The organism is Bacillus sp. FJAT-50079, from assembly GCF_018343515.1.
Lineage (GTDB): Bacteria > Bacillota > Bacilli > Bacillales > Bacillaceae_C > Lederbergia.
Genome location: NZ_JAGYPD010000005.1, coordinates 104,496 through 117,840 on the forward strand (window position 1 = coordinate 104,496; position 13,345 = coordinate 117,840).

The following is a 13,345-nucleotide window of genomic DNA, read 5'->3' on the forward strand; positions in this document are numbered from 1 at the left end:
CCGGGGTTTAAATTTACACATCCATTTCCTCATTAAAAGGCTTGTTAACATAGTAATACATCCAGCCCATAAAGACGCCTCCGCCAATCAGATTTCCGATCGTCACCGGTATGAGATTATGAATAATTCCGCTAAACGTTACGGAGTCTGCGTGACCAAGCACGAGCGAAACTGCAAATGTGCACATATTCGCGATGCTATGCTCGTAACCGGATATAAAGAAGCAAAAGACAAATAACATCATTGTAAATAGCTTGGCTCCGTCACCTTTAAGCGTCATCGGTACGAAAAACGCTAAGCAGACAAGCCAATTACAAAGGATTGCTCTAAAAAATAATTGTGAGGTCGGTGCAATCGTTTTGTTTTTCGCGACTTCAAGCAAAAAGCCATTTACTGAAACATCATCAAACAGACCAGTCGCATAAATAAGAAGCGCAAAAAGACCAGCTCCAACAATATTACCTGCATAACTTAATGTCCAAAGTTTCCCGACTTGATTCCAACTCATTTTTCGTCTCAATGCAGTAAACGTATAATAAAAGGTATTCCCCGTGAACAAATCTCCTCCACCGTACGAAATCAGGATGATGGCTGCTCCAAATGTGATCGCAGCCATCGGATAGGCAAAGGGTGACTGTTCCAAATAAAAGAAATTTCCCGTTTTAAAAGCAACAATGACTCCAAAACCAATAAACATACTAGCAAGCATCGATCTTAGAAAATAAATAAAAGAGCTTTTTTCAAAGATTTTTAATTTTTTTAATGCGAGTCGTTCGACTTCTACCAATGATTTGAGTTCCATTAACGTCTATCATCCTTTGACTTCTTCAAAGTGAGGAGCAAGGATCTCTTTTAGTACATTCACACTGTTTTGGAAGCGCTCCTCCTCTTCTTGATTAAGATCAAGTTCTACAATTTCCCGAATCCCATCCCGGTTAATAACGGCTGGAACGCCAATATACACATGGTCTTCCCCATATTTTCCATCGAGATGAGCTGAGACAGTTAATATTGAGTTTTCATTATAAAGAATCGCCTTCGTAATCCTGACGAGTCCCATCGCAATCCCGTAATATGTTGCGCCTTTGCTTTTAATAATCTCATACGCGGCATCACGGACATTGATGAAAATATCATCTAAATCTTCTTTCGTATACTCCTTATTCCGTTCAATAAAATTCATCACTGGAATTCCACCAATATATGCAGAGCTATATACTGGCAGCTCGCTATCTCCATGTTCACCAATAATATAAGCATGGACATTCGTCGGTGCAACATCAAAATATTCTCCCAATGAATAACGGAATCTCGCTGTATCCAAAATGGTACCAGAACCAATTACTCGTTCCTTCGGAAGTCCACTAAAACGCCATGTCGCATAAGTTAAAATATCTACCGGATTAGTTGCGACAAGGAAAATACCATCAAAACCACTTTCCATCACATTATCAACAATACTTTTAAAAATTTTCAAGTTTTTCTCAACTAGATCGAGGCGTGTCTCACCTGGTCTTTGGTTTGCACCTGCACAGATGACAACTAAGTCCATGTTCGCACAATCAGCATACGTCCCAAATCGGATATGCATTGGGTCTGGAGCGAAAGCTTTCCCATGATTTAAGTCAGTTACATCTCCTTTCGCTTTTTCCTCGTTTAAATCAATCATTACGAGTTCTTTAGCAATTCCTTGGTTCATTAATGCGAACGCATAGCTTGAACCAACAAAACCCGTACCGATCAATGCAACGCGACTTACTCGATTTTTTAGTTCCATACAAACCTCAACCTTTCTTCATTGAAAATTTTAGTAAAAACATGATTGTATTGGGACGTCATTAATGACGGTCGTTTTTAAGTAACCTTACAAATATATACATCCTCACGGTTACAATCATTTCCAATCAACATCATTATTGCTGACAGGTTATTTACTTATTCCCTTCTTATTTTCATTATAACTAGACTAATTTTCATTGTCTATAAAAATATGTGAAGTTATTCACAATGATTTTACATATGTAACAACATTGCCATAATATAAGTGTGGAAGAAATAAAAATGAGCCTAACAGCATATTTGTCAGGCTCAATATATGCGTCCTATTGATAATCAATAATCGAGCTCTGTTTCCCACCCGCGGTCAACCGCCTCTTCTTGAGCGAAAAAGAGCATCTCATCCATCGACTCATAGTTCCCTTTTTGTTTATCTATTGGGTCAAAGCCGACTTCTGTCTCAATGATGGCCTCAGACTTCCCGATTAAAACGACTTCATCATTGGAACGTTTCAAGTAAATCGTCCCATCCGGGTTGCATAATATACGTTTTGTCAGCCTCTCCATAGATAACACCCCTTCTTGAAAAATTTCCATTGACTTCCCCTACTAATGATTTAATAATACCCTCTTTTACACTGTAATAAACATACATGATATAATGAAAAACAATGAAATAGACAGAGGTGACGCACATGGATAAGCAAGAGAAAAAGTTTATGAAAGAAACAGTGACAATCAAAACAAGCCATGTTTTACCGCCAGATACAAACCATCTAGGCACAATGTTTGGCGGAAAGCTCATGTCTTATATCGATGATGTCGCATCAATTGCCGCTGTTAAATTTGCTCGCAATTTAGTTGTGACCGCATCAACCGATTCCGTCGATTTCATTAAGCCGATACGAACTGGCGATGCTGTCACGTTAAAAGCGATGGTCACGTGGACAGGAAACAGTTCGATGGAAGTTTTCGTGAAAATTACATCTGAGCATTTATTAACAGGAGAACAATCGATTGCTGCATTATCATTTTTAACTTTCGTCGCATTAGACGAACATGGAAAGCCTACTCCCGTTCCTGAAGTTATTCCAGAAACGGAAGAAGAACGTTGGCTAAATGAAACAGCAAAAACAAGAGCCGCCCATCGAAAAATAAGAAAACAAGAAAGCAAAGAACTTGCTGCTTTTTTCTCTAAATCAGAAAACAACCGATAAGAAAGCACAATCTCATATTGCATAGCCTATGTAGAGAGGGAGCAGATGTTGACAACTCGCTAGGCGGCTTGCCCTGCATATAGATTAAACGGTCCTCTAATTGAAAGCGGACCGTCTTTTTCATTACAACAAGATTAAGTTTTCTTAACAGCACAAGCGTATGAAGGATGCCCAATCTTTCTCTACGTCTTGCGCCTCAACGTTTTTATCGTTTTTCTCATTTGTAACATTTCTAAAATCCCATATAATGTCACAAGCAATCATCCTAATTTTTGTCTATACTTAAAAAATGATACATATGTAATTTTTTAAGGTAAGGTGAAAATCATGTTCTCAAACACTGAAATTGGCATTGATTTAGGAACAGCAAATGTGCTTGTTTATACAAAAAATAAAGGAATCATTTTAAATGAGCCTTCAGTTGTAGCTGTTAATGTAAATACGAATAAAGTACTCGCTGTTGGTACTGAAGCGAAAAGTATGATTGGTAAAACCCCGGAAAATATTATTGCAGTCCGTCCATTACACAATGGTGTTATCGCAGATTTCGATATTACGAGTCAATTACTTAAAAGCTTGATGGCAAAAGCCGCGAAAACGTTAGGATTTTCGATTCGAAAACCCGATGTGGTTGTATGTACTCCATCTGGTGCGACGTCTGTTGAACGACGTGCGATTCATGACGCGGTGAAAGCGTGCGGAGCGAAAAATGTGCATTTAATAGAAGAACCGGTTGCTGCTGCCATTGGCGCAGATTTACCTGTCGAAGAACCCGTAGCAAATGTGGTTGTTGATATCGGCGGTGGAACAACAGAAGTAGCAATCATTTCATATGGTGGTGTCGTTAATTGTAATACGGTTCGAATCGGCGGCGATTTATTCGATGAAAACATTATCCAACATGTGCGCAAAAATTATAACTTACTTATTGGTGAACGAACAGCCGAGCAAATCAAAATCGAAATTGGCTATGCATTAATTGAACACGAAAAGCAATATATGGACGTACGCGGTCGTGACCTTGTGACAGGACTGCCCAAAACGGTCACATTGGTATCAACTGAAATTCAAAATGCGTTAAAAGAATCATTGCTTCATATATTAGAAGCGATTCGGACAACATTAGAAAACTCACCTGCGGAATTGAGTGGGGATATCGTTGATAGGGGTGTTGTTCTAACTGGCGGTGGCGCTCTATTAAATGGCATCCAAGAATGGCTAAGCAATGAGATTATTGTCCCTGTTCATATCGCTCCACAGCCACTCGAATCTGTTGCAATTGGGACGGGAAGATCACTTGCATTTATTAATAAGCTTCAAACTGCATTAAATAGATAACCATATCTCTAATGAGATCCAACTAGCAATTTATCGATTTTCCAAAGAAGCCATCAATGGATCAAAAAAGACGACTTAAAGGTCGTCTTTTTGATTTTGCCTATTTAGGTGTTTCTACACGGATTTACTCTTGCTCACTTACTTCTTTTTCCTTTTTGTTACTACTTAATTCATCTGTTAACGCATCAATGCTCCCACGTACATTATGCTTTCCTGATAAATTTTCTAGTAATTCTTTTACATCGATACCAGATGATGCTTTCAACGATTCTTGCATCGTTGCCATTAAATTCGTTGCGTAGCCAGATACTTTATTGGCGCCACCTTCTCCATTGCTGCCTGTATCAACGACCGTAATTTTATCAATATTGCCGAGCGGTGCTGCCACTTGTTTCGCATATTCAGGAAGCATTTTTAAGACCATATCGAGTACAGCAGCTTGACCGAACTGTTCGAATGCTTCTGCCACTTTTTGCTTCGCTTCGGCTTCTGCCACCCCTTTTAAACGAATGACCTCAGCTTCCGCTTCCCCTTGTGCCCGCTGCGCGTCAGCTTTCGCTACACCATCGAGGCGAACCCGTTCTGCATCCGCTTTGGCTGTTGCTTCTACTCGATATTGATGTGCATCCGCTTCTGCCATTTGTTTCATCTTTTCAGCTGTTGCAGCCTGCTCAACAGAGTATCGATCCGCATCGGCTTTCTTCTTCACTTCTGAATCGTATTGGCGCTCTCTACGCAAAATTTCCTTCTCTTCAAGTTCAATTTGCTTTTGACGCTCAATAATTTTAATTTGCATCTCTTGCTCTGTAACGTCTTGCTTAGCACGAGCTGTTTCTAAGTCATATGCTTGGTCAGCTGCCGCACGAGCGATGTCTTGCTCACGACGGTACTCAGCCATCTTCAACTGATTAACCTTTTCTGCTTCCGCGATTTCTGTTGCTCGTTCAAGCTCAGCTTTTTTCGCCTCTTTCGCTGCTTCTGCACGCTTAATGCGAGTTTCTTTATCTGCTTCAGCAGTCGCAATATCAGCATCTCGCTTCACTTGAGCGATTCGTGGTTTCCCTAGTGAATCAAGGTAGCCATTTTTGTCGCGGACTTCTTTAATTGTAAATGATACGATGACAAGACCCATTTTCGCTAAATCTTGTGAAGCAACACGCTGTACTTCTTGTGAAAACTTATCACGGTTTTTATAAATTTCTTCAACCGTCATTGAACCAAGAATCGAACGCAAATGTCCTTCTAACACTTCTTTCGCTTCGATTTCACGGTCTTCTTTTGTTTTACCTAAAAATTGTTCAGCTGCTGTCGCAATTTCACCGATGGAACCACCAATTTTAATAATCGCCGTTCCATCCGCCATGACCGGTACTCCTTGCTCTGTGTACACTTCTGGCGTCGTAACTTCGAGTTTACTAGATAAAAGGCTAAGCGGTTGTGCCTGTTGGAAAACAGGAAGAACAAACGTACCTCCACCGCGAATGATTTTTATTTTATTTCCAGCATCGTCAGTGTGAACATTTTTTCCGCCAAGATAGCTCCCTGTTACAATCAACGCTTCATCAGGACCAGCCGTCCGATATTTCGTAACAAATACTGCGAATAGAGCGATAAGTATAAATACAACAAGACCAATTACAATTAAAATACCTGTATCCATTCAATTACCTCCTCTTTTTACGTAAAGCTTTTCTGATATGGAACAACGTAAAGAACACCATTTTTTACTTCGATGACTAAAACTTCTGTACCTTCGGAGATTATTTCATTCTCGAAACTAGCTGCCGGCTTAGAAATCATACCGCTATAATTTTCGATGATAACCTCACCAAATCCATCGGCAGGGATCGAAATAATAATTTTTCCTACCCGACCTTCTAAAGATTTTTCCGTATAGCTAAGTGACTGTTCCGCAGATTTCATCGGCACCAATACGAATACATTTAACAACACATCAAGGATTACACTTACGAATGCGGAAATGGCGATAATTAGAAAGCTATTCAGTGTTGTCGTTTTTTCGAGGATGTATCCCCCAGCAGAAAAAAATGTAATGAAGGCCAATATTAAGACGGGGTTTAAAAGTCCAGAAATTTCATCTAAACCTTCTAAAACATCACCAAACAATAAATATAACACTGTTAAACTACCGGAAATAATGAGTAACGTCAGATAAATTGTTTCAATTGCCATTCCAAACAACATCATCGTTATCCACCCTTTACATTTTTATTTAATCGAAATAAAACCACCTTCTCTCGATTTTGTTGATAGTATGTATACGGAACGCTTCATTAAAAAGTTTCATTTTTTTATGAAATTTTAAATCGTTTTTATATTGAAATCGAGAAATTCAAGGTGTACAGCTTTGAGCGGTATATTACTGATGTTTTAAACAGATTCTTTTTGAGCATAGATTAGTCGCTGAGGCGTCTGGAGCTAGACACGAAAATCCATTTTTTGAAATGAAGACGATAAAAATTTTATACTTTCTTTCCTTTAAGCTTATTATACATGAAAATAGGCAGCCCTCAACGTGAGGACTGCCTATTTATGCAATTTTATGAATGGATTTCGTCCGTTCTACATCTTTTTTACACCATTTTACAAGCAAGTACACAAGTGGCGTATCAAGAATTGCCACGACAAATTTAAATGCATATTGTGTCATAATAAGTGCTAGCAAGGCAGGTAACGGCATTGTTCCAAGAAAGGCAATCGTGATAAAAATCGTCGTATCAACAAGTTGGCTAATCATTGTTGATGCATTGTTGCGAATCCATAATTTTTTATCGCCATGTTTAGCTTTTAAACGATGAAACACGGTTACATCAAGATGCTGACTAATAAGAAAGGAAAGCAAGCTTGCGATCGTCACCCGAAATCCAGCGGTAAAAATCGTTTCATATTCCGCTTGGAACTCATAAAAAGAAGCGGCAGGCAGTTTAATTGTAATATAGATGAAAATGACCGCCATGATTTGCGTAATTAATCCAGCTGTAACGGTTTTTCTCGCCATTTCTTTTCCATACACTTCTGTAATCGTATCGAGAATCGGATACGTAAACACATAGATAATAACTGCTGCTGGGAGAACTGCCCAGCCGCCGAGACTGAACAATTTTACAGCTAAAATATTAGACAATATTAATAGGCCGACAAACGCACCGTTTAAATATAAAAGCATGTTTTTCTCCTTAGCGGTTATCGACTTTTTCCGGATACATATCATGATTCATCATCCGGTATTCAGCCATTTCCTCGTATTTCGTTCCAGGCTTTCCGTAATTGCAATACGGATCGATCGATAATCCGCCTCTAGGAGTAAATTTCCCCCACACTTCGATGTAACGCGGGTCAAGCAATTCAATTAAATCATTCATAATGATATTTACGCAGTCTTCATGAAAATCGCCATGATTGCGAAAACTAAATAAATAGAGCTTTAATGATTTACTTTCAACAATTTTTTGATCAGGAATATAACTAATATACATCGTTGCGAAATCCGGCTGCCCTGTTTGCGGACATAGCGACGTAAATTCCGGGCAATTAAATTTTACAAAATAATCTCGGTTCGGATGTAAATTATCAATTGATTCCAATACATCTGGTGAATACTTATACAAATACTCCGTATTCTGATTTCCAAGCAATGTTAAATCCTTCAATGTATCTTCATTTCTTTCCATAAAAAAAGCCTCCTTATGTTTTTTCGTGTTGGAAGGAGGAATCAAAATAAAAAACAGCCATACCGCAATGGATATGGCTGTTATTGATCATCCATAGTTTTTTATAGAGGGTTTAGCGCTATGAACCTCTTCCGTACACGTATGTAATTTCTAACATATCATACTTTTTTTCTTGCACTTCGTCAATGTTTTTCGGTACAATATGAAAATATATAGAAAGGGTGGTAAAAATGTCATTATTATCAGAAATTCTTGATTACAACAAAATTTTCATTGAAGAAAAATTATATGAGCAATATGCTACAACGAAATTCCCTGATAAAAAGCTTGTCATCCTTACTTGCATGGATACAAGATTAGTTGAATTATTACATAAAGCGATGAATATGAAAAATGGCGATGTTAAAGTTGTTAAAACCGCAGGTGCTGTTGTGAAAAACCCATTTGGCAGTATTATGCGCAGCCTTTTAATTGCTGTCTATGAGTTAAAAGCAGATGAAGTGTATGTGATCGGTCACCATGATTGCGGAATGAGTGCAGTTGAAAGCGAAGTAATCCTGAAAAAAATGACGGATCGCGGAATTACAGCTGAGACGCTCGATATTATTAAAAATTCCGGGATTAAACTTGAGCAATTTCTTGAAGGCTTTGACAGCGTTGAAGAAAGTGTTGAGCATAGCGTCAACATGATCCGCAATCATCCATTGATGGCTGCTGAGATTCCAGTTCACGGTCTTGTCATTGATCCTGTAACCGGCGAGCTTGATTTAGTTGTTGATGGGTATAGCAGCAAAGAAGATTGATCTATAAATAGTGATTAAAGCAGGCGAAGCTCTTTGCCTGCTTTATTTTATTGACTGTTTTAAAAAGGAATTTCCAAAATGACTTTCGTTCCTTTCCCTTCTTCGGAACGAATCATAATTTCCCCGCCTGCTGTTCGAGCACGCTCTTCCATACTAAATAAACCGACACCTTGTCTTATTTTATTCACATCGAAGCCTTTGCCTTGATCTTCGATAACGGTGCGGAAAAATCCGTCAAGTTCACGGATCGTGACAGCCGCTTCTTCCGTTTCGGCGTATTTGCGAATATTCGTTAACGCTTCTTGGATAATTCGATAGACGGCGATTTCCTTATTTGCTGAAAGTCGTCGCTGCAAAGAGCAATCAAAATGAACGGGAATTTGATAATTCTCAGAAAAATGGGTTAAATACGAGCGAATCGCAGGGATTAAGCCGAGATCGTCAAGAACAGATGGCCGAAGTTCCCAAGATATCCCACGGACTTCTTCAATCATTTTTAATGCCTCCTGCTCCATTTGGTCGAGCAGTGGGTGATCCATTTCCGTCTGTAATCGATTGATCGTAATCAGATGGCTGTACAAATTTTGCCCTACTCCATCGTGAAGCTCCCGTGATAAGTATTTTCGCTCGTCCTCTTGAATATCCATCATTTTTTTCATCATCGTTTGTAATTCTTCTTCTACCTGTTTGCGCTTCGTAATTTCATGACGTATCGATAAATATTGATATGGTTTGCCTTTTTCATTTAGAAATGGGACGACGGTCGTATCTACCCAATAGTACGTCCCATCCTTCGCCTTATTTTTGATTTCGCCCTTCCACACATTTCCGGATCCAATCGTCCGCCAAAACTGTTTAAAAAACTCTTTTGTATGATAGCCTGAATTAATAATCCGGTGATCTTGACTGAGCAACTCTTCTGTTGAATATTTGGAGACTCGGCAAAATTGGTCATTCACATATGTAATTTTTCCCCTTTGATCGGTAATCGCGACAATCGATGACGCATCAAGAGCAAACTTAAAATCCATTAACTCATTTGTATTTGAAGAGGTTGATTGACTCATTTCCATCTCCCTTTGAAAATGGATCGAGTAATCTTTTTCGATTTGTTTTGCAGCTGCATATATTTTTTGTTTATCAATCGATCCTTCCATTATTTCACTACGTTTCCCAATGAGCAAAACACCTTTCGGATGATCTTTCACATAAATAGGCATAGCAAACGCGTAGATTAATTCTTCAGCGAGCATAATCGGATAATCAAGCACTTTTCCGATAATCTTTTTAGGAAATTTCATGATTTCAATCGGACTTCCCGTCGCTATCACTTTTCCAGCGATCCCTTTTCCATAACGAACGCTGATCCTTTTATACTTGTCACTTCTATTGCCCGCCGCAACTTTCCAAGTAACATCGGGGCCGACTTCATCTTGAATCGCATAACCGACAAAATCAACATCTAACTCCGTTCGTAATGTTTCACATATTTGCTGAATGATTCCCATTAACATCATTAGATACCTAGCAATCCTTTTTTTAATGCAATCGAAACTAATTCCGGCCTTGTTTTCATTTGTAATTTTTCCATTACATTTCCTCGATGTGTTTCAACGGTTTTGACACTAATGACGAGCTGTTCGGCAATTTCTTTATTCGAAAATCCTTTTGCGATCAATGTTAATACTTCTTTTTCGCGATCGGAAAGCAGACTGAACGTATCGGCATTTCCTTGTTTCACATTCCCTAAATACTCTTCCATCAATCTTTTTGTTGCCGAAGGATGCAAATAGGCATTTCCTTCTGATACAGAATAAATCGCTGCTAAAAGTTCATCATGTGGAGCGCTTTTTAAAACACTTCCCGATGCACCTGCTTCAATCCCCCGAAATAAATATTCCTCGTCATCATGCATCGTTAAAATTAAAATCGCCGTTTCTGGCAAGAGTTTTTTTAGCTCAGCTGTTGCGGACAATCCGTCTTTTCCGTGCGGCATGCTTAGATCCATAATAATAACATCCGGCTTAAGCTCCAACGCTTTTTCGATCGCCTCATTGCCTTCAGAAGCTTCCCCTACAACCTCGATATCCGAATGGTTATTTAATAACATTTTCAATCCGGTTCTTACGACTGCATGGTCATCACATAGTAAAATTCTAATCAATTCGAAAGCCCCCTTATGTCAAAGAGGAAGAGACATTTTTATAAACGTCCCTTCCCCGATTGTGGATGTTATTTCCCATTCCCCGCCGACTAAATGAATTCGTTCCTTCATCGAAGCGAGCCCGGCGGAATGTTTTACCGTCTCCTTTACATGAAAACCACGTCCGCGATCTTGGATCGTAACGGAAAGTACTGCTTCACCCCAATGGAGCCTTATGGATGCTCTTGACGTATCCGCATATTTCGCGATATTCGTGAAAGCTTTTTGGCATACTCGAAAAAGGGCAACTCTTTTCCGTTCACATAATGCGACTTCACTTCCACTACTCTCGAAATCAACTTCAATCCCATACGTCGATGTGTATAATTGCAAATAGTTTTTTAATGCGGCAACTAATCCAAAGTTCGTAAGTGAAGGAGGATGCAATTCGACTGATAGCGAGCGAACTTCCTGAACAATTTGTTCAAGTTGATCAACCATTACACCTATATACTCTTTCATCATAGGTTCATCAACTTTTTTCTCAACGATTTGCATCCCTGAATAAAGACTGGCAAGTGTCTGGCCAATGCTCTCATGAAGCTCAAATGCAATTCTCTTCATTTCTGCCTCTTGTGTTTGAATGAGATGCCCCTTAATCATTTGCTCATCTGGTCGTTCGCTCATCTGTCTTCCCACCTTACGCTTTGTTTTTCATCCGCTCTTCCGTCATGTCACTGAACATGCCTGCGTATTGAACGATTTCACCTGTATTATCTTTAATCGCACTGATCGTTAACCAGCCTAAATAAATTTCGCCATCTTTTCGACGATTCCAAATTTCCCCTTGCCAAAAGCCTTTTTGTTCAATCGATTGCCATAAAGCTTGATAAAACGGCTGCTTCTGTTTACCCGATTTCAATATATTCGGGTTTTTTCCTAAAACTTCTTGCTCTTGGTAGCCTGTAATATTCGTAAAAGCGGCGTTGACGGAGACAATTTCCCCATTTTTGTCAGTAATCATAATTCCTTCAACCGTGTTTTTTATTACTTGATTTGCGAAGCTTATTCTATCATGATAATACATCCAAATAATTAAGATCAAGCTTGCCAATGAAACTTGTGATAATGCCATAAAGCCAATGGCGTAATGACCCGTTAAATTAAATAATAATGTTAAGATGATCGGTGGGAAAAATCCGCCCAGTCCCCCCATTGCTGATACAATTCCGTTTGCAATCCCCGCCTGTTTCTGAAAATACATCGGGACGAGTTTAAAAATAACGCCATTGCCTGTACCTGCACAAAAGGCAATCGTTAAACAGCCGAACGTATACCAAGCAATCGACGGTGCAAATGAAAGTAGAACCGCTGAAACGGTATATCCTCCAAAAACAATCATTAATAAAACGAGTGGATTAAAGCGATCACCGAGCCAGCCTCCAACCGTTCTCATCGCTGTTGCAATCACGATAAAGCCAGCTGTTCTCATTCCCGCATCTACTTTATCTAAGTCAAAATTCGTGACAAGAAAATTAGGTAGATAAATTGTAAATGCAACAAATGAACCAAAGGTAATGAAATAAAATAAACAGACGAGCCATAACTTTTCATTTTTGTAGACAGCTTTTATTTGCTGCATTAACGGTGTTTTAATTTTTACTTCTTTCTTATCTCCTAAAAAGAAGTTGGCGATAATAAAGATTGCTAGAATGACAAGGTATAATTGGATTGTTGCTGACCAGCCTATTTTTGCGGCGAAAAAAGGAGCACCAAATGCGGAAATTGCTGTACCTAAATTTCCGGCTCCATAAATGCCGTTAACAAAGCCATGTTTTTCCTTCGGATAATATTTAGGCAATGATGTTACCCCGACAGAGAAGACAGCACCACCAATTCCAAGGAATAACCCACCGATTAATAAATCAATATAACTATTTGCTACACTTATATAGTAAACAGGGAATAATAAGGCGATAAAGCTTATTAAAAAGATCGTCCTTGCCCCAATCGCATTTGCATAATATCCAATCGGAATCCTAAGAATTGAGCCCAAGACAACCGGAAGTGCGGTTACGAGTGCTAATTGATTCGCTGGAATCGTAATGTCTTCAATAATAAATGGAAGCAAAGATGAAATAATCACCCAAACCATGAAGCCTAATGTAAGGTTTAATGTTTGTAATGGAAGTTGTACCTTTTTAATCATACATTTCACACTCTTTCTATTTGTCTATATGTAGACGAACGCTTTAAAAATGGAAATTGACCATTTGCTATCACACTTTTACTTTTTGATCGCTACAATTTCTTATGTGTAGCTTCTAGCGTTAGAGGTTCGAGGTCAAAAGCGGGTCAAAGATCAATCTTTGACCC

The 13,345-nt window shown here is 39.0% G+C and carries 14 protein-coding genes; 3 read left to right on the forward strand and 11 right to left on the reverse strand.

The window, feature by feature from the left end; translation table 11 throughout:
* Window positions 1-13: 13 nt before the first annotated feature.
* From KHA95_RS14190 to KHA95_RS14200, 3 genes are all read right to left on the reverse strand, one after another.
* A complete protein-coding gene (locus KHA95_RS14190) occupies window positions 14-802 on the reverse strand; it encodes a formate/nitrite transporter family protein (protein ID WP_213138185.1) in 789 nt (262 codons plus the stop codon).
* A 9-nt stretch (window positions 803-811) separates the two neighbouring features.
* Entirely contained in the window at window positions 812-1,777 is a 966-nt protein-coding gene (locus KHA95_RS14195) for an L-lactate dehydrogenase (protein WP_213138186.1), read from the reverse strand.
* Window positions 1,778-2,112: 335 nt separating this feature from the next.
* A complete protein-coding gene (locus tag KHA95_RS14200; protein ID WP_213138187.1) occupies window positions 2,113-2,373 on the reverse strand; it encodes a hypothetical protein in 261 nt (86 codons plus the stop codon).
* 98 nt (window positions 2,374-2,471) lie between these two features.
* Here KHA95_RS14200 and KHA95_RS14205 point away from each other — a divergent pair, with 98 nt between their 5' ends.
* Complete coding sequence (locus KHA95_RS14205; protein WP_213138188.1) at window positions 2,472-2,993, forward strand: acyl-CoA thioesterase; 522 nt, start codon at window positions 2,472-2,474, stop codon at window positions 2,991-2,993.
* Window positions 2,994-3,320: 327 nt separating this feature from the next.
* On the forward strand, window positions 3,321-4,331 hold the full coding sequence (mreBH, locus tag KHA95_RS14210; RefSeq protein WP_213138189.1) for a rod-share determining protein MreBH: 1,011 nt from the start codon (window positions 3,321-3,323) through the stop codon (window positions 4,329-4,331).
* Between the two features lie 124 nt (window positions 4,332-4,455).
* Here the strand turns inward: mreBH and KHA95_RS14215 are convergent, their stop codons facing one another.
* The 4 genes from KHA95_RS14215 to queF all read right to left on the reverse strand — a co-directional run bounded on the left by KHA95_RS14215 (window position 4,456) and on the right by queF (window position 8,023).
* Window positions 4,456-5,991, reverse strand: a complete 1,536-nt coding sequence (locus tag KHA95_RS14215; RefSeq protein WP_213138190.1) for a flotillin family protein — start codon at window positions 5,989-5,991, stop codon at window positions 4,456-4,458.
* A gap of 17 nt (window positions 5,992-6,008) precedes the next feature.
* Entirely contained in the window at window positions 6,009-6,539 is a 531-nt protein-coding gene (locus tag KHA95_RS14220; RefSeq protein ID WP_213138191.1) for an NfeD family protein, read from the reverse strand.
* A gap of 343 nt (window positions 6,540-6,882) precedes the next feature.
* On the reverse strand, window positions 6,883-7,518 hold the full coding sequence (locus KHA95_RS14225) for a queuosine precursor transporter (protein WP_213138192.1): 636 nt from the start codon (window positions 7,516-7,518) through the stop codon (window positions 6,883-6,885).
* Between the two features lie 10 nt (window positions 7,519-7,528).
* The gene (queF, locus tag KHA95_RS14230) at window positions 7,529-8,023 is read right to left on the reverse strand and encodes a preQ(1) synthase (RefSeq protein WP_213138193.1); all 495 of its coding nucleotides are present in this window, start codon (window positions 8,021-8,023) and stop codon (window positions 7,529-7,531) included.
* A 230-nt stretch (window positions 8,024-8,253) separates the two neighbouring features.
* Between queF and KHA95_RS14235 the strand changes: the two genes are divergently transcribed.
* A complete protein-coding gene (locus KHA95_RS14235) occupies window positions 8,254-8,826 on the forward strand; it encodes a beta-class carbonic anhydrase (protein WP_213138194.1) in 573 nt (190 codons plus the stop codon).
* Window positions 8,827-8,885: 59 nt separating this feature from the next.
* On the opposite strand, the gene KHA95_RS14240 is transcribed toward KHA95_RS14235, so the two are convergent.
* The 4 genes from KHA95_RS14240 to KHA95_RS14255 are packed head-to-tail and all read right to left on the reverse strand — an operon-like array spanning window position 8,886 to window position 13,178.
* The gene (locus KHA95_RS14240) at window positions 8,886-10,343 is read right to left on the reverse strand and encodes a PAS domain S-box protein (protein WP_249316930.1); all 1,458 of its coding nucleotides are present in this window, start codon (window positions 10,341-10,343) and stop codon (window positions 8,886-8,888) included.
* The gene (locus KHA95_RS14245) at window positions 10,343-10,990 is read right to left on the reverse strand and encodes a response regulator (RefSeq protein WP_283248170.1); all 648 of its coding nucleotides are present in this window, start codon (window positions 10,988-10,990) and stop codon (window positions 10,343-10,345) included. Before KHA95_RS14245 ends, KHA95_RS14240 begins: the two co-directional genes overlap by 1 nt.
* Window positions 10,991-11,008: 18 nt before the next feature.
* A complete protein-coding gene (locus KHA95_RS14250) occupies window positions 11,009-11,656 on the reverse strand; it encodes a sensor histidine kinase (protein ID WP_213138195.1) in 648 nt (215 codons plus the stop codon).
* A 13-nt stretch (window positions 11,657-11,669) separates the two neighbouring features.
* A complete protein-coding gene (locus KHA95_RS14255; RefSeq protein ID WP_213138196.1) occupies window positions 11,670-13,178 on the reverse strand; it encodes an MFS transporter in 1,509 nt (502 codons plus the stop codon).
* Window positions 13,179-13,345: the final 167 nt, after the last annotated feature.

Bases quoted from the DNA above. Each gene is read 5' to 3' on its own strand.
- queF (WP_213138193.1), bottom strand. From the start codon at position 8,023: ATGGAAAGAAATGAAGATACATTGAAGGATTTAACATTGCTTGGAAAT.
- mreBH (WP_213138189.1), top strand. From the start codon at position 3,321: ATGTTCTCAAACACTGAAATTGGCATTGATTTAGGAACAGCAAATGTG.
- KHA95_RS14205 (WP_213138188.1), top strand. From the start codon at position 2,472: ATGGATAAGCAAGAGAAAAAGTTTATGAAAGAAACAGTGACAATCAAA.
- KHA95_RS14250 (WP_213138195.1), bottom strand. From the start codon at position 11,656: ATGAGCGAACGACCAGATGAGCAAATGATTAAGGGGCATCTCATTCAA.
- KHA95_RS14190 (WP_213138185.1), bottom strand. From the start codon at position 802: ATGGAACTCAAATCATTGGTAGAAGTCGAACGACTCGCATTAAAAAAA.
- KHA95_RS14255 (WP_213138196.1), bottom strand. From the start codon at position 13,178: ATGATTAAAAAGGTACAACTTCCATTACAAACATTAAACCTTACATTA.
- KHA95_RS14240 (WP_249316930.1), bottom strand. From the start codon at position 10,343: ATGATGTTAATGGGAATCATTCAGCAAATATGTGAAACATTACGAACG.
- KHA95_RS14235 (WP_213138194.1), top strand. From the start codon at position 8,254: ATGTCATTATTATCAGAAATTCTTGATTACAACAAAATTTTCATTGAA.
- KHA95_RS14195 (WP_213138186.1), bottom strand. From the start codon at position 1,777: ATGGAACTAAAAAATCGAGTAAGTCGCGTTGCATTGATCGGTACGGGT.
- KHA95_RS14225 (WP_213138192.1), bottom strand. From the start codon at position 7,518: ATGCTTTTATATTTAAACGGTGCGTTTGTCGGCCTATTAATATTGTCT.
- KHA95_RS14220 (WP_213138191.1), bottom strand. From the start codon at position 6,539: ATGATGTTGTTTGGAATGGCAATTGAAACAATTTATCTGACGTTACTC.
- KHA95_RS14200 (WP_213138187.1), bottom strand. From the start codon at position 2,373: ATGGAAATTTTTCAAGAAGGGGTGTTATCTATGGAGAGGCTGACAAAA.
- KHA95_RS14215 (WP_213138190.1), bottom strand. From the start codon at position 5,991: ATGGATACAGGTATTTTAATTGTAATTGGTCTTGTTGTATTTATACTT.